13 protein-coding genes are annotated in these 14,297 nt (G+C 65.8%); 5 read left to right on the plus strand and 8 right to left on the minus strand.

The genetic code is table 11. From position 1 onward, the window contains the following. Positions 1-83: 83 nt before the first annotated feature. Complete coding sequence (locus L867_RS0122310; protein WP_037174205.1) at positions 84-728, plus strand: YitT family protein; 645 nt, start codon at positions 84-86, stop codon at positions 726-728. A 35-nt stretch (positions 729-763) separates the two neighbouring features. Here L867_RS0122310 and L867_RS0122315 read toward each other — a convergent pair whose 3' ends face one another. Both L867_RS0122315 and L867_RS0122320 read right to left on the minus strand, forming a co-directional pair. Continuing rightward, positions 764-1,225 (minus strand): carboxymuconolactone decarboxylase family protein, encoded by a 462-nt coding sequence (locus tag L867_RS0122315; protein WP_028738891.1) that lies wholly within the window; start codon positions 1,223-1,225, stop codon positions 764-766. A 25-nt stretch (positions 1,226-1,250) separates the two neighbouring features. Next, a complete protein-coding gene (locus tag L867_RS0122320; RefSeq protein ID WP_028738892.1) occupies positions 1,251-1,751 on the minus strand; it encodes an RrF2 family transcriptional regulator in 501 nt (166 codons plus the stop codon). Positions 1,752-1,842: 91 nt separating this feature from the next. Here L867_RS0122320 and L867_RS0122325 point away from each other — a divergent pair, with 91 nt between their 5' ends. Both L867_RS0122325 and pdeM read left to right on the plus strand, forming a co-directional pair. Further along, entirely contained in the window at positions 1,843-4,350 is a 2,508-nt protein-coding gene (locus L867_RS0122325) for a ligase-associated DNA damage response DEXH box helicase (RefSeq protein WP_028738893.1), read from the plus strand. Between the two features lie 151 nt (positions 4,351-4,501). Next, on the plus strand, positions 4,502-5,224 hold the full coding sequence (gene pdeM, locus L867_RS0122330; protein ID WP_051439161.1) for a ligase-associated DNA damage response endonuclease PdeM: 723 nt from the start codon (positions 4,502-4,504) through the stop codon (positions 5,222-5,224). Positions 5,225-5,245: 21 nt separating this feature from the next. Here pdeM and L867_RS0122335 read toward each other — a convergent pair whose 3' ends face one another. Together L867_RS0122335 and L867_RS0122340 are read right to left on the minus strand one after the other, a co-directional pair. Continuing rightward, complete coding sequence (locus L867_RS0122335; protein ID WP_028738895.1) at positions 5,246-5,683, minus strand: universal stress protein; 438 nt, start codon at positions 5,681-5,683, stop codon at positions 5,246-5,248. A 123-nt stretch (positions 5,684-5,806) separates the two neighbouring features. Next, positions 5,807-6,766 (minus strand): alpha/beta hydrolase family protein, encoded by a 960-nt coding sequence (locus tag L867_RS0122340; RefSeq protein ID WP_051439162.1) that lies wholly within the window; start codon positions 6,764-6,766, stop codon positions 5,807-5,809. 88 nt (positions 6,767-6,854) lie between these two features. Between L867_RS0122340 and L867_RS0122345 the strand changes: the two genes are divergently transcribed. Next, the gene (locus tag L867_RS0122345) at positions 6,855-7,457 is read left to right on the plus strand and encodes a TetR/AcrR family transcriptional regulator (protein ID WP_028738897.1); all 603 of its coding nucleotides are present in this window, start codon (positions 6,855-6,857) and stop codon (positions 7,455-7,457) included. Here L867_RS0122345 and L867_RS0122350 read toward each other — a convergent pair. After that, entirely contained in the window at positions 7,433-7,993 is a 561-nt protein-coding gene (locus L867_RS0122350) for a dihydrofolate reductase family protein (protein ID WP_028738898.1), read from the minus strand. The genes L867_RS0122345 and L867_RS0122350 overlap by 25 nt on opposite strands. A 99-nt stretch (positions 7,994-8,092) precedes the next feature. Between L867_RS0122350 and L867_RS0122355 the strand changes: the two genes are divergently transcribed. Beyond that, positions 8,093-8,596 carry a winged helix-turn-helix transcriptional regulator gene (locus L867_RS0122355; protein WP_028738899.1) on the plus strand — a complete coding sequence of 168 codons (504 nt, stop codon included), beginning with the start codon at positions 8,093-8,095 and terminating at the stop codon, positions 8,594-8,596. Here L867_RS0122355 and L867_RS0122360 read toward each other — a convergent pair. The 3 genes from L867_RS0122360 to L867_RS0122370 all read right to left on the minus strand — a co-directional run bounded on the left by L867_RS0122360 (position 8,593) and on the right by L867_RS0122370 (position 14,295). After that, positions 8,593-9,396, minus strand: coding sequence for a TIGR02186 family protein (locus tag L867_RS0122360; protein ID WP_028738900.1), 804 nt, complete (start codon positions 9,394-9,396; stop codon positions 8,593-8,595). The two genes, L867_RS0122355 and L867_RS0122360, sit on opposite strands and share 4 nt — an antisense overlap. 2 nt (positions 9,397-9,398) lie before the next feature. Then, complete coding sequence (locus tag L867_RS0122365; protein WP_028738901.1) at positions 9,399-10,316, minus strand: sulfite exporter TauE/SafE family protein; 918 nt, start codon at positions 10,314-10,316, stop codon at positions 9,399-9,401. Positions 10,317-10,527: 211 nt separating this feature from the next. Next, the gene (locus L867_RS0122370; protein ID WP_028738902.1) at positions 10,528-14,295 is read right to left on the minus strand and encodes a peptidoglycan-binding protein; all 3,768 of its coding nucleotides are present in this window, start codon (positions 14,293-14,295) and stop codon (positions 10,528-10,530) included. Positions 14,296-14,297: the final 2 nt, after the last annotated feature.

Raw genomic sequence — 14,297 nt, forward strand, 5'->3', positions numbered from 1 at the left:
CTTTCGGCGGCATACCCCTTGAGATCGGCGCGGCGGCGCGCTACCGACTGGGCAAGCAAGCGCATTGAACGGCAGGATATGACATGGCCAATGTCGAAGTGAAGACCCGCCTGAAGGACATGATGACCTCCTCTTCGGAGCGCCATTCGCTCGTCGATGACGTCCAGGGCCTGGCGGCCGGCTCGATGATGGCCTCGCTCGGCGTGCTGCTGCTGTCAAGCGCCGGCCTGCTCACCGGCGGCACCACCGGCGTCGCCTTCCTGCTGCATTATGCCACCGGCTATGCCTTCGGTCTGCTGTTCTTCGTCATCAACCTGCCCTTCTACTGGCTGGCCTTCCGCCGCTTCGGGCTCGGCTTCACGCTGAAGACCTTCTCAGCCGTGGCATTCACCTCCTTCCTCACGGAAGCGGTGCCGCGGGCCATCGGCTTTTCCCACATCGACCCGCTGGTCGCGGCGATCTTCGGCGGGCTGGTCATCGGTGCCGGCCTCTTGGCGCTCTTTCGCCACCGCGCCAGCCTCGGCGGCTTCGGCATCCTGGCGCTCTACCTGCAGGACCGCTTCGGCTGGCGCGCCGGCCTGGTGCAATTGGTGTTCGACGGCACGGTGCTGGTCTTCTCCTTCTTCGTCGCCACGCCCTTCATCATCTTCTGCTCGGTCGTCGGCGCCGTGGTGCTCAACCTCACGCTCGCCATCAACCACCGCAGGGACCGCTACATCGCGATGTAACGGTCCCTGCGGAGGCAAGAGCGGAGATCGGCTGATCAGGCGGCAACGGCCGGCTGGTCGATCGGATGCGGGAAGCGGAAGCCGACGGCGATCCTGTTCCAGACATTGATGGTGCCGATCGCAACGGTGATGTTGGCGATCTCGCAGTCATCGAAATGCGCCTTCAGCGCCTCGAAGGCCACGTCCGGCGCGCCGGTGCCGGCGATGTTCGTCACCGCGTCGACCCAGCCGAGAACAGCGCGTTCGCGCGGCGTGTAGATCGGTGATTCTCGCCAGACCGACATCATGTTGATCCACTGTTCGGACAGGCCGTCATGGCGCGATTCCTTCACATGCATGTCGACGCAGTAGGCACAACCGTTGATGATCGAGGCGCGCAGCTTGATCAGGTGAATGTCGGCGCGGGAAAGCCCGCTGGTCTGGACGTAGTTTTCGAGGCCGAGCACGGCCTTGTAGGCGGCGGGGGCGGCCTTTCCGATGTCGAGGCGCGGATGCATGATGCGTTTCCTTTCCATTTGCCCTTCAGCGGGCGGTCTTGCGTTCGTGGATTTCCAGGAAGGCGCAGCCGCGTGCCGCGATCCCTCCGTCGTCGTTCGCCTTCAGATCCGAAATCAGATCCGCGATGCTCGTTTTCTTGAGCTCGGCCCGATAAACCCGCTCCGCCGCCAGCATCGCTGCGGCAATCCCGCATGGTTTCTCGAAGTACCGCTGGGGGAGGGGATCAGGCCCCCTTTGGCGGATCTCGCGACAGCGGAAGGCCGGCTGCGGCCCTTCCACGGCAAGCACGATGTCGAGCAGGGTGATCGCCTCGGGCTTGCGTGCCAGGCGATAGCCGCCCTTTGGCCCCGGAACGGTGTCGACCAGGCCGGCGCTGGACAGCGCCTGGAGGTGTTTCAGCAGGTAGCTCGGCGAAACCCCGTGGAACTCCGCAAGCGCTGCCGCCGAAAGGACCCCGTCCTCGGGCAGGGTGGCCAGCATGGTCATGCTGTGGATGGCCTGTTCGACGCCGTCGCCTAGTTTCATCGTGCGCTCCTATCGTAGATAAATAATATCCATGATTCTTTCGTCCGTCAACAGCGCTTCTTTTTTGAAGCGACTCCGCTAGGTTTACCCCGTGTCCATCAGCGAGCGCGCCATATCCCTCCTGCCCAAGCCCTTCCTCCGCTGGTTCGCGGAAAAGGGCTGGCAGCCGCGCGCCCATCAGTTGGAACTGCTTGCCCGTGCGCGCGGCGGAGAGAGCCTGCTGTTGATCGCCCCCACCGGCGCCGGCAAGACGCTCGCCGGCTTCCTGCCGTCGCTGACCGAACTGGCCGAGCGCCGCCGCCCGGCCCCGGGTGCGCCGTTTACCGGCATCCACACGCTCTACATCTCGCCCTTGAAGGCGCTCGCCGTCGACATCGAGCGCAACCTGATGAAGCCCGTCACCGAGATGGGCCTGCCGATTTCGATCGAGAACCGCACCGGCGACACGCCGAGCGGAAAGCGCCAGCGCCAGAAGCTCAACCCGCCGGACATCCTGCTGACCACGCCGGAACAGCTGGCCCTTCTGATCTCGGCCAATGACGCCGAGCGCTTCTTCAAGGATCTGCGGTATGTGATCTTCGACGAGCTGCATTCGCTCGTCACCTCGAAGCGCGGCCACCTGCTGTCCCTCGGCCTGGCGCGGCTGAGGAAGCTCGCGCCGTCCGTCCAGACCATCGGCCTTTCGGCCACCGTCGCTTCACCGCTCGACCTGCAGCGCTGGCTGGTGGCGCAAGCGCCCGAGGGCGAGCGCCATGCCGGTCTGATCACCGTCGACGGCGGCGCCAAGCCGAACATCACCATCCTGACGACCGAGGAGCGCATTCCCTGGTCGGGCCATTCTGCCCGCTATGCCATGCCCGAACTCTATGCGGTCTTGAAGGACTTCCAGACGACGCTGATCTTCGTCAACACCCGCTCCCAGGCCGAGATGCTGTTCCAGGAACTCTGGACGATCAACGACGACAACCTGCCGATCGCCCTGCACCACGGCTCGCTTGACGTCTCTCAGCGGCGAAAGGTCGAGGCCGCCATGGCAGACAACAGGCTGCGGGCCGTGGTCGCCACCTCGACGCTCGATCTCGGCATCGACTGGGGCGATGTCGATCTTGTCGTCCATGTCGGCGCGCCGAAGGGCGCCTCGCGCCTGGCCCAGCGCATCGGCCGCGCCAATCACCGCATGGACGAGCCGAGCCGGGCGATCCTCGTGCCGGCCAATCGCTTCGAGGTCATGGAGTGCCAGGCCGCCCTCGACGCCAACTATCTCGGCGCCCAGGACACGCCACCGGTGGGGGAGGGCTCGCTCGACGTGCTCGCCCAGCATGTGCTCGGCATGGCCTGCGCCGCCCCCTTCCTCGCCGACGAACTCTATGCCGAGGTGGTGAGCGCCTCGCCCTACGCGGCGCTGCCGAGACACAGCTTCGACCGCATCGTCGATTTCGTCGCCACCGGCGGTTATGCCCTGAAGACCTACGAGCGCTATGCCCGCATCCGCCTGACCAAGGACGGCCGTTGGCGCGTCTCCAATCCGCAGGTTATCCAGCAATATCGCCTGAACCTCGGCACCATCGTCGAGATGCCGATGCTCAACGTCAGGCTCGTCAAGCGCAACCATCTGGGCTCGCTCGGCCGCGGCGGCATGATGCTGGGCAAGGTCGAGGAATATTTCTTCGAACAGCTGAGCCCCGGCGACACCTTCCTCTTTTCCGGCAAGGTGCTGCGCTTCGAGGCCCTGCGCGACAATGAATGTCTCGTCTCCAATGCCTTTTCGCAGGATCCGAAGATCCCGGCCTATGCCGGCGGCAAGTTCCCGCTCTCGACCTATCTCGCTGAACAGGTGCGCGCCATGCTGGACGATCCGGAGCGTCGACAGGGCCTGCCGGATCAGGTGCGCGACTGGCTGGAGATCCAGCGCGAAAAATCCATCCTGCCGAAGCGCGGCGAACTGCTGGTCGAGACCTTTCCGCGCGGCAACCGTTTTTTCCTCGTTGCCTATCCCTTCGAGGGAAGGCTTGCCCACCAGACGCTCGGCATGCTCTTGACCCGCCGGCTGGAGCGCATGGGCGCCAAGCCGCTCGGCTTCGTCGCCACCGACTATTCGCTCGCCGTCTGGGGGCTGGAAGACATGGGCACGATGATCGCCTCAGGGCGCCTGACCCTCGCCGACCTGCTCGACGAGGACATGCTGGGCGACGACCTCGAGGCCTGGCTTGCCGAATCCTGGATGCTGAAGCGCACCTTCCGCACCTGTGCCGTGATTGCCGGCCTGATCGAGAAGCGCCATCCGGGCAAGGAAAAGAGCGGCCGCCAGGTCACCGTCTCGGCCGACCTCATCTACGATGTGCTGCGCAGCCACGAGCCGGATCACATCCTGATGCAGGCGACGCGACAGGATGCCGCCGCCGGTCTTCTCGATATTGCCCGGCTCGCCGATATGCTAAAGAGAATCAGGGGCCACATCACCCACAAGCGGCTGGAGCATATCTCGCCGCTCGCCGTGCCGGTGATGCTGGAGATCGGCCGCGAACCGGTCGCCGGCGAGGCCCATGAGCATGTGCTGGCCGAGGCCGCCGACGATCTGATCGCCGAGGCCATGGGGTAAGCGGTGGTTCGGCAGCGCCGCCCTCGACCCCTCTTCTCCCCATCGGGGAGAAGGTGGCGCGCAGCGCCGGATGAGGGGGGCGAAGCAACTGCGACCAAGTTCGCAGCCCATTGGAATGAAACACAGCCGCCTCGGCGGCCGGGAACACGGAATGACCAGTTTGACAGCACGGCGTCTGGCCGCCGACGAGATGCCACCCTCGGTGGAGATCGCGTTTCACGGAGTGAGCGCCGTCTGCGATCCGTCCGGCGCGCTCTATCTTCCCGATCTGTCCATGCTGGTCGTCTCCGACCTGCACCTGGAAAAGGGCGCCGCCTTCGCCCGACGCGGCCAGCTTCTACCGCCCTATGACACGCTCGCGACGCTGAAGATCCTCGAAGGGGTGATCCTTCGCCATGATCCGAAGATCGTCGTCAGCCTCGGCGACAATTTCCACGATCCGGTCGGCTCGGCGCTGATGCCCGAGGCCTATCGCCAGCGCATCGCGCTGATGGCGGCGGGCCGCGAATGGATTTGGATCAACGGCAACCACGACCCGGACGGCGTGTCCAGCCTGCCCGGCATCTCGGTCGACGAGCTCGCCTATGGCGGCCTGACCTTCCGCCACGAGCCGAGCCTTGCAGCGGCCAAAGGCGAGGTGGCCGGCCATCTGCACCCTTGCGCCACGGTGCGCCGCCGCGAAAAATCGGTCCGCCGTCCCTGCTTCGCCAGCGACGGCATACGCCTGATGATGCCGGCCTTCGGCGTCCTGACCGGCGGCCTCGACCTGCGCCACAAGGCCTTTACCGGCCTCTTCGACCGCGCCGCCCTGATCGCCCACCTGCTCGGCCGCGACCGGGTCTATTCGGTTCGCTTTGCCAACCTGATCGGCTGATCGGGTTTTCAGATCCGGCTGTTACCGATAGACCAGCACCGGGATCTTCGAATGCGTCAGCACTTTCATGGTGACGCTGCCGAGAACCAGGGCGCTGACGCCTCGACGACCATGCGAGGCCATGGTGATCAGGTCGCAATTGTTCCTGACCGCCGTATCGATGATGCACTGATAGGGCTCGCCGCTGACGACATGGACCGCCTCGCAGGCGACGCCCATCGAACCGGCCTTTTCCCTTAAGCCGGTCAGATGCGTTTCGGCTTCGGCCTTGGCGTGCTCTTCATAGGTGCTGCGCGTCCCGGCAAGCTGTTCGGCATTGGCCGAGAGAATGTGGAACGGCTCGATCACTGTCAGCAGGGTAACCTTCGCGCCGATCTCCTTGGCGAAGGAAAGGCTGTTCTCCACGGCCGCCGTCGAAAGCGGCGACCCATCCGTAGGCACGAGCATGTGTTTATACATGGCAATGTCCTCCCAGGCGGAGGATCATACACCTCAATCGTTCGGGGCGCATGGACTTTGATCCATCGCCACGAACCGGCCTTCGCGCGCGGACCGGCGGCTCCGACCTCCGCCACGAGGCCTTCACCGATCTCCGGGACCATCCGGCCAGGGGTTGATGCCGTCCCGCAACCAGAGCAGGGCGTCGAGCCAGAAGCCGTTGGCATGGCGGGCATGGAACAGGTCGAAATGTCCGATCTTGTCGAAGCCGAGATCGGCCGGTCTCAGCAGGGCTTCGGCAGGCGCGGCATTGTGATAATAGGCAAGGGCCCGCCGAATGGCCGGCACGGTTCCCAGTTCGTCGTCCGACACAGCAATGGCCAGGATCGGCGCCCTCACGGCGGCGAAGCGTCGAAGCACCTCCGCCCGTTCGTGCCGCGGATGGCTGAGTTCCATGCGAGCCCGGCGAAAGCTCCATTCGTTGGCGACCGGCCCCGGCAGGTCTTCCAGCCAGCCGAGGCGCTTGCCGGGAAAGAAGCCGAACATGGCGGTCAGTACCGGCATGGCCACGTGCCACTTGAAGAACAGCCGCAATCTTTGCTCCGCCGCATAGTCGCGCCAATAGGCATATTGCGCGCCGACCGTCAGCATCCGGTCGATCCGCTCGGCATTGCGCGCCAGACCGGGCAGGAAGCCGCCTATGCTGTGGCCGACGACGAGGAGCGTTCCGTCCATGCGCCGGGCCGACATGAAATCCACCGCAGCTTCGAAATCGCGTTCGCCCCAGTCGCGCCATCGGTAGCCGCACCCCTTGAGCTGCGCCGGCCGGGAAAGGCCGATCCCGCGATAATCGTAGGTCAGGACCTCGAAGCCGTGATCGGCGAGGAAGCCGGCGAAATAGTGATAATAGCGGGCAAGCACGCCGGTCGCCGGATTGATGATGACCGTGCCGTTCGGCGCGCCGTCCGCGCCGCTCCAGACATGCCCGCCGAGCATGACCCCGTCCCGGCAGGCGATCTCGACGGCCGTTCCCTGTGCGGGCCTTGGTATCCGTGTTGTCACCGGTGCGACCCACGCCACACCGGCCTCGTCCTGCCGTCCCATGCCCTTGCCTCCGCAATGTCCTGCCGTCACTCAAGGCTAGCAAGACGAGCGGATTGTGCACACTCACTGGTCGGTATACATTGCCCGCATGACAGCACCGCCGAGACAGACCCGGGAAAGCATAATCTCCGCTGCCGCGAAGCTCTTCTATGACGAGGGCATCCGGCGCGTCAGCGTTGATGCCATCGCCGACGAGGCCGGCATCACCAAGCGCACGCTCTACTATCACTTCGAGAGCAAGGACGATCTGGTCGCCGCCTATCTCGAACAGCGCGACCAGCCGAGCTTCGCCCGGTTCCAGCAATGGTTCGCCGAGGCGGAGGGTCCGCTGCCGGAACGGATCAGGACCATCTTCATCCGGCTCGCGGCCTTCGCCCGTCACCCGAAATGGAAAGGCTGCGGCTTTCTGCGCACCTCCGCCGAACTTGCCAACATGCCCGGCCATCCCGCGATCAAGATCGGCGCGGCCCACAAGCGGCGCGTCGAGGACTGGCTCGCCGGGCTGTTCGAAGCGGAGGGCCTGGGCGAACCGCGCATGCTCGCCCGCCAGATCATCCTGCTGCTCGACGGCGCCTTTGCCGTCGTGCTGCTCAATCGCGATCCGGGTTACATGGAGACCGCGGGCGATGCGGCGGCGACCCTGGTCGGTGCCGCCTCTTCAAGGCTTCAGCCTGCCGCCGCCGGCGCATAGCGCAGCACCACCCCGCCGGTCTTCAGCGGACGGGTCTCGAGCAGCGTGAACACCCTCGGCGTCTCGGCCGGCTTGAAATGTGGGTTGCCGCCGCCGAGCACCACCGGCACGATGCACAGCCGGATCTCGTCGACCAGCCCGGCTTTCAACAGGCTGTCCGTGAGTTCCGCACTTCCGAAGACGAAGATGTCCTTGCCCGGCAGTGCCTTGAGCGCGGTGATTTCGCCGACGACGTCGCGGACGATGCGGGTGTTGTTCCAGTCCGCTCTGTCAAGGCTGCGACTGACGACGATCTTGGCGATCGCGTTCATGTAGGCCTTGATCTCCAGCTCTTCGGTCGCCTCGGTCCAGTGCGCCGCCATGCCCTCATAGGTCTTCCGGCCGAACACCAGCAGGTCCGCCTGCCGGCCGATCTCCAGCGCATAGGCCCTCAATTCGTCGCCCCAGGCGAGTTGGTGATAGCCGAGGTCCCAGGGCGACTTGCCCTCGAAATAGCCGTCGAGCGTCATCAGGTTCCAGATGATCAGTTTGCGCATGGGGTCCTCCCTTTGAATCTCAAAAACTGATTGCAATATGCAAGCGGTTGTCTTTTAGCTCAACTGATGGCAGATCGCAACTGGTCGAGAGGAGACGCCATGTCTGAAGCCCACCGCTCCGGATGCCCGATCAATCTGACGCTGGAGGTTCTCGGCGACCGCTGGAGCCTGATCGTCATTCGCGATGTCATGTTCGGCAACCGCCGTCACTTCCGCGAACTTTTGCAGAATTCCGAGGAGGGGATCGCTTCCAACATTCTCGCCGGCCGCCTGAAGAAGCTGGTCGACAAGGGGCTGCTCAGCCGCGCCGACGATCCGAGCCACAAGCAGAAGGCGATCTACAGCCTTACCGAAATGTCGATCGACCTCGTGCCGCTGTTCGCCGAAATGGGCGCCTGGGGCCGCAAATATCTGGACGTGTCGGAAGACCTGGCGATCCGCGCCGAGCTTCTGGAAAAGGGCGGGCGCGACCTCTGGCGGGATTTCATGGCCGAGCTCAGGGCGCTGCATCTCGGCAAACCCATGCCCGCGGGCACGCCGTCGGCGCTCGCACGGCTGACCGCGGCCTATCTCGCGGTCAAGGCGAAGATGGAAACGCTCTAGTCGCGGCGGAAGATCAGGCTCGCACCCCAGCCGGTGATCAGCGCCAGCAACACCGAGAACATGCCGTAGGTCAGCGGGTTCTCGTGCGCCGCCCGCGAAATGGAATCCTCGAGGCCCGTCTTGATCACCCGGAGCGGCAGCTCCCGCTCGGCGATGAACTCGCCCGTCTTGAACAGATAGGCATGGGCGATATGCACCCCGTCGGGGATGTTGGCCGGCAGCCGGAGCGTCGCCTTGAACAGGCTGGAGCTGACGAAGCGCACGCCCGCCTCCTCGCCCTGGTAGAGGCCGCCCGTCTGCTTCAGCCGCCGGAAGGCCTCGCGGAAATCCTTCAGATTCGCGGCATTGCTCAGGTAACCGGTCGGTGTCAGCGCCATGTGGTCGGTGCCGATGCCGAGTTGGGTCAGCGTCTGCGGCTTGGTGACTTCCGAAAGGGCCCGGGTGCTTGCCAGCGAATAGGAGGTCGGCATGCGCTCGAAGGTCATGGATGTGCGGTTGACCCAGATGCCGAACAGCCGGTCCTTGCGCCGCACCGTCGTGTCGTCGCGCGGCCCTTCGAGCGTCACCACCACGTCATACTGGCCGATCGCCAGAAGCAGCGTGTCGCTGTTGGTCACGGCGCCGAAAATGGTGAGATCGGCGCCGCGGAAATCCGAGGTGATGGCGATTTCGCTGGTGGAGGTGCCGATGTCGAGGCCCTCCTTGCCGGTCATGTCGGTCGCGAGCGGAACCTGGGCGCGGCTTTCGCCCCCGACGAGAAGGACGGAGAGGGTCGCGATCGTGAGGAGGAGCCGGCGCATCGTCAGCCTCCGATCGCGATGGAGTACAGGTCGTCCGGCGTCACTACCAGCTCGACGGCGAGCCTCAGCCCCACCGCCAGCACCAGCAGGCCGAGCAGCGCGCGCAACTGTTCGCCGCGCAGCTTCTGGCCGACGCGCACGCCGTATTGCGCACCGATGACGCCGGCCAGCATCAGGATGAAGGCGAGCACGATGTCGACCGAATAGTTGGTCGCCGCCTGGACGATGGTGGTGTAGGCGGTGGTGAAGATGATCTGGAACAGCGACGTGCCGACGACGACGCTCGTCGGGATGCGCAGCAGATAGATCATTGCCGGCACCATGATGAAACCGCCGCCGACGCCCATCACCGAAGTGAGGATACCGATGGCGAAGCCGAGCGCGATGATCGGCAGGACGCTCAGATAGATCTTCGACTTCTTGAACCGCATCTTGAAGGGCAGGCGGTGCACCCAGTTGTGCTGGCCCGGCCGCTTGAGGCTCGCCGGCTGGTTGCGCGCCGCCCGGCGCATGGCGTTGAGGCTTTCCATTAGCATCAGGATGCCGACGGTCCCGAGGAAGATCACGTAGAGAAGCGAGATGACGAGGTCGAGCTGGCCCTGCCGCCTCAGCCAGGAGAAGATGAACACACCGACCGAGGCGCCCGCCAGACCGCCGACCAGCAGCACCAGGCCGAGCTTCACGTCGAGCGTGCCGCGGCGGAAATGGGTGATTGCGCCGGAGACCGACGAGGCCACCACCTGGTTGGCGCCGGTCGCAACAGCGACCACGGGCGGGATGTTGTAGAAGATCAAGAGCGGCGTGATCAGAAAGCCGCCGCCCACGCCGAACATGCCGGACAGAAACCCGACGGCGGCACCCATTCCGAGCACGATGAAGATGTTCACCGACAGTTCTGCGATCGGCAGGTAGATCGTCACGCTCGGACCTCAAATGCGCCAGCCCGCCGAAGCGGGTTCAATAGGGGGTCAAGTCGGGGATGCCGCCTGTGTTCGGCAGAAAGCGAAACAGGCTCAAGTCTTTGATCGGACTTGACCTATATCAGTTCTTTCTTGCGCCCGCAGGCAGGGCGAGTCAATTCTTGGAAGCTGCCTTACGCTGGCTTTTTTCCAATTTTATGACGCGCCGCCCTCATTTGTTGCGCGCCAGCAGCTCGTTCACCAGTTTGTCGGTAATCTGGCCGGTCGGTTCCTGGCCGATCGACGTCTGGAAGGCCTTGATGGCGGAGACCGTTTTCTCGCCCATCACGCCGTCCGGCGTGCCCGCATCGAAGCCATTCTTGCCGAGGATCGCCTGAATGTTGCGGATCGCCTTCTTCATGTCGACGCTGGCGGTTTTCAGGCCCTTGCCGACCCATTCGTCCGGCGTGTTGGCGGAGTTTGCGTTGACGTCGAGCGGCTTTGCCTTCCACAGGTCGACCTGGGCGCGGGCCCGCTCCAACTGGTCCGGCTTCATCGCATTGGCCACTTCGTCGCGCTTCTGGGCGGCGTCCTTGTCGCCTTCCTTGGCGACCAGCGCGAACCACTTGTAGGAAGCCTCGAGATCCTGCGGCACGCCGTTGCCTCGCGCAAAGAGGATCGCCAGGTTGAACTGGCTGTCCGATACGCCGAGATCGGCGGCCTTGCCGAACCATTCGGCGGCCTTGGCATAGTCCTGCGCGCCGTCGCTGCCTGAAGCGTAGAGCACGGCGAGATTGTGCATGGCGCTGGCATTGCCGGCGTCGGCGGCCTGCTGGTAGAGCGTCTTGGCCGCCTGGATGTCGCGCGGCACGCCGGTGCCCTTTTCCAGGAGGTTGGCGAGACGATACTGGGCCGGGGCGAAACCCTTGTCGGCGGAGAGCTTGTACCACTTCGCCGCTTCGGCGAAGTCGCTCGCCACGCCGCGGCCATCGGTATAGCGCGAGCCGATTTCGAACAGCGCCAGCGGATCGCCCTGCTTGGCGGCAAGCGACAGCGACGGCGGCGTGATCTCCGCCGGAACGACGATCTCGGCTGCCGGCGGCGTTGCGGTTTCGGCCTGCGGATCGGCGGCTGCGACGGCGTCTTCCGGCAGGGCTGCCTTCGGCGCCGGGGCAAATCCGTCGGTCTGTTCGGCCTGTTCCGTTCCGGCCGGCGTCAGCGTCTGCGGGGCGCCGTCATCGAGCGGAGCGCGCTCGACGAGAGCGGAGGCTGCCGGGGCAGGCGCCTCGGTGGTGATGGTCGGTTCAGCCGGAACGGAGGTCGCGGCGAGCTGCTCCTCTGTCGCGGCGGACGGTTCGATCGCGGTCTGCGCGGCCGTTTCCTTGTTGTCGGCGACCGGCGCCATGCTGTTCTCGTCGGTCGGTGCCGTGATCACGGGCGGCGATTTCTCGCCACGCGTCAGGGTGTTGACCAGCGGCAGGGCCATGGCGGCGAGCAGGATCGCACCGACCGCCATCAGGATCGGGCGGCGATAGCGGGCGAGCGCCGAAGCCTTCTCGGCAGCGTTCGACGGCATGGCCGAGGTGGTGCGCGGCGTATGCTCCATCTCGAGCGCCGCAGCCTGGGCGGCGCGGCGCGCGGCAGCGATATAGTCGGCGCGGTCGGCATCGGCGTCACCGGTGCCGGCGGCCTCTCCGCGCTGGCTGGCCTGGCTGGCCCGGACGCGTTCGAGGATCTTGCGGACGTCCGGCGCGCCGGAGCCCGGCTCCAGCAACTCGTTTTCTTCTTCCGGCGGCATGACCTCGGCCGGGTCGATCGACGGTGCCTTGTCGATATGGCGGCGGCCGGAAGCGGCCTGCACGTCCTTCTTCTGGCCGGGCAACAGGCGCTTGCTGAGACCGGCGAGCAGGCTCGGCTTTTCCGCCTTCTTCTCCGGTCGCGCAGCCTCGATCATCGGCGCTTCAGCCAGCAGGGTATCGACCTGAACGGTTGCGGCGGCTTCGCGCTGGGACTGAACCGGCTCGATGGCCGGCGCTCTCTCGGCAAAGGCCTTCTGGGCGACCGGCTGCGCGCGCGCGGGCTGCACGGCCGGCTGCGGCTGCAACGGCGCCTGGGGCGCTGCGACGGGCTCAGGCGCAAAACGCTGGCCGCTCTCGCCCAGCTGGTCCAGCCGGGTGGCGATCTGCACCAGCGTGTCGTGCAGGGCTTCGAAGGTGCGGTGGGTGCGCTCCTCGGAATGCCGGCTGAAATCCTCGAGATGGCGCAGATGGTCCGACAGCGCCGAAAGCGCCGCAACGTCGGCGGTGCTGCCGCCTTGCGCCGGGGCCTGCCGCGCATAGGTTTCCATCACGGTTTCCGCTGCCTGGCGCGCCGCTTCGATGATGTATTCGTCGCTGGTCGCCATGTAGTCTTCGAGCGCCGAGATCCGCCCGGCGAACTGCGTGCCCGAGCCGCTGTCGGTTGCCGGGCTGCTGATCAGCGCCGACAGATGGGCGATCTGTTCTTCTAGGCCGCGCAGGCTGGCATTGTCGCTGGCCGGGGTCGCGTTCGTTTCTTCGAGCCGGTCGACCACGGCATTGAGCCGCTGTTCGAAATGGCGAAGCACGCTGTCGTCGATGCGGGCGGGGCTGGCCTCCGGGACATCGATTTCCTCGATACGGCGGGCCAGAAGGTCCAGCCGGTCGGCCAGCCGGTCGTTGACTTCGCCGTGGTCGAGCGCGTCGATCTTGCGGGAAATGTCGGCGAGATAGCTGGTCAGTTCCGGCTGCGGCACCGGCATCTGCGCCCGCTCCAGCAGCTGCGACAGATGGTCGAGGCGTTCCTCCAGCCGATTGGCGGCCTGTTCGGCGGTCAGTTCCTCGATGCGCGCGGCAAGCGATTCGATCCGTTCGCCGAGGTCGCTGGCCGGATCCTCTTGCGGGTGCGGGTGCTGGGCGAGAAGCTCGATCTGGCGGGCAAGCCCGGTGATGCGGTCCTCGATGCGCTGGAAGGTCGTGTTGTCGGGCGTATTGGCGACAGTGCGGCTACCGGCGGCGATTGCCCGGGTGATCTCGTCGAGCCGCATGTCGATGCCGGCGAACTGCTCGGTCAGCATGCGTTCACTCGGATCGATATGGGCGCCGATATGTTCGAGAGCGGCCGCCAGCGTCACGAGCTTGTCTTCCAGCGCGTGGATGGCGCGATTGTCGCCCATCTTGCCGAGATGCGCCTTGATGTCGTCGAGCCGGTCGGCGAGCCGCACGAGCTCGTCCCTGAGGGCTGCCGGATCGGCGTCCTCCAGCCGCTCCTCGATCTGCTCCCAGCGGCTTTCCATGTGGCGCACCGAATCCTCGCGCGCCAGGCCGTCCATCAGCGAGCGCAGTTCCTCGAATTCGGCGCGCAGTCCGTCGGCGCCCGGCGCCCGGACCTGGCCCAGGTGCTGGATGCTGTCGGCAAGGCGGGCAATGTCCTCGCGCACGTCGTCGGACGGGCGCTGCTGTTCGGCGAGGCTGCGGATGCCCCGCATCTCGTTGCGCAGGCCGCTGATCTCGCGGGCCAGCCCCTCCGAAATGTCCTGCTTCAGTTCCTGGCGCAGCCCGAGCAGGGCCTGGGTGATGTCGCGGGTGATCGTCTCAGCCGGAAAGGCGACCGGCGGCTGCGGCAGCGGCGGAATGGCGGCGACGCGCGGCTGCGGTGCCGGCATGTAGGGATCGGCGCGTTCGGCCGTGCGGGGCGCGGGTGCCGCGCGTTCCAGCGGGCGCGAGCGGCTTTCCTCGAGCAGGCGCTGGCGCTGGCGGATCTCTGCGAGCGGATCGGGCCGCGGGTCGCGCTCGGAACGCGAAAGACGTTCCTCGACGCGCTCGCGCACGCCTTCGCGTCTCGGCTCTTCCGGCAGGCGCGGACGCGCCGTGGTTCCCATCAGGCCTTCGATGCGCGCCTCCAGCCCTTCGATCGTGCGGTTCAGCGCATCGAGCGATGAAGCGCCGCCGGGGCGGGAAGGAGTAGATCGCGATCCGTTCATGG

Source organism: Paenirhizobium selenitireducens ATCC BAA-1503 (genome assembly GCF_000518785.1).
GTDB classification, from domain to species: Bacteria; Pseudomonadota; Alphaproteobacteria; order Rhizobiales; family Rhizobiaceae; genus Allorhizobium; species Allorhizobium selenitireducens.

Excerpts from the sequence above, each read along its gene's own strand:
- L867_RS0122310 (WP_037174205.1), top strand. The coding sequence starts at position 84 with ATGGCCAATGTCGAAGTGAAGACCCGCCTGAAGGACATGATGACCTCC.
- L867_RS0122315 (WP_028738891.1), bottom strand. The coding sequence starts at position 1,225 with ATGCATCCGCGCCTCGACATCGGAAAGGCCGCCCCCGCCGCCTACAAG.
- L867_RS0122320 (WP_028738892.1), bottom strand. The coding sequence starts at position 1,751 with ATGAAACTAGGCGACGGCGTCGAACAGGCCATCCACAGCATGACCATG.
- pdeM (WP_051439161.1), top strand. The coding sequence starts at position 4,502 with ATGACCAGTTTGACAGCACGGCGTCTGGCCGCCGACGAGATGCCACCC.
- L867_RS0122335 (WP_028738895.1), bottom strand. The coding sequence starts at position 5,683 with ATGTATAAACACATGCTCGTGCCTACGGATGGGTCGCCGCTTTCGACG.
- L867_RS0122340 (WP_051439162.1), bottom strand. The coding sequence starts at position 6,766 with ATGGGACGGCAGGACGAGGCCGGTGTGGCGTGGGTCGCACCGGTGACA.
- L867_RS0122345 (WP_028738897.1), top strand. The coding sequence starts at position 6,855 with ATGACAGCACCGCCGAGACAGACCCGGGAAAGCATAATCTCCGCTGCC.
- L867_RS0122350 (WP_028738898.1), bottom strand. The coding sequence starts at position 7,993 with ATGCGCAAACTGATCATCTGGAACCTGATGACGCTCGACGGCTATTTC.
- L867_RS0122355 (WP_028738899.1), top strand. The coding sequence starts at position 8,093 with ATGTCTGAAGCCCACCGCTCCGGATGCCCGATCAATCTGACGCTGGAG.
- L867_RS0122360 (WP_028738900.1), bottom strand. The coding sequence starts at position 9,396 with ATGCGCCGGCTCCTCCTCACGATCGCGACCCTCTCCGTCCTTCTCGTC.
- L867_RS0122370 (WP_028738902.1), bottom strand. The coding sequence starts at position 14,295 with ATGAACGGATCGCGATCTACTCCTTCCCGCCCCGGCGGCGCTTCATCG.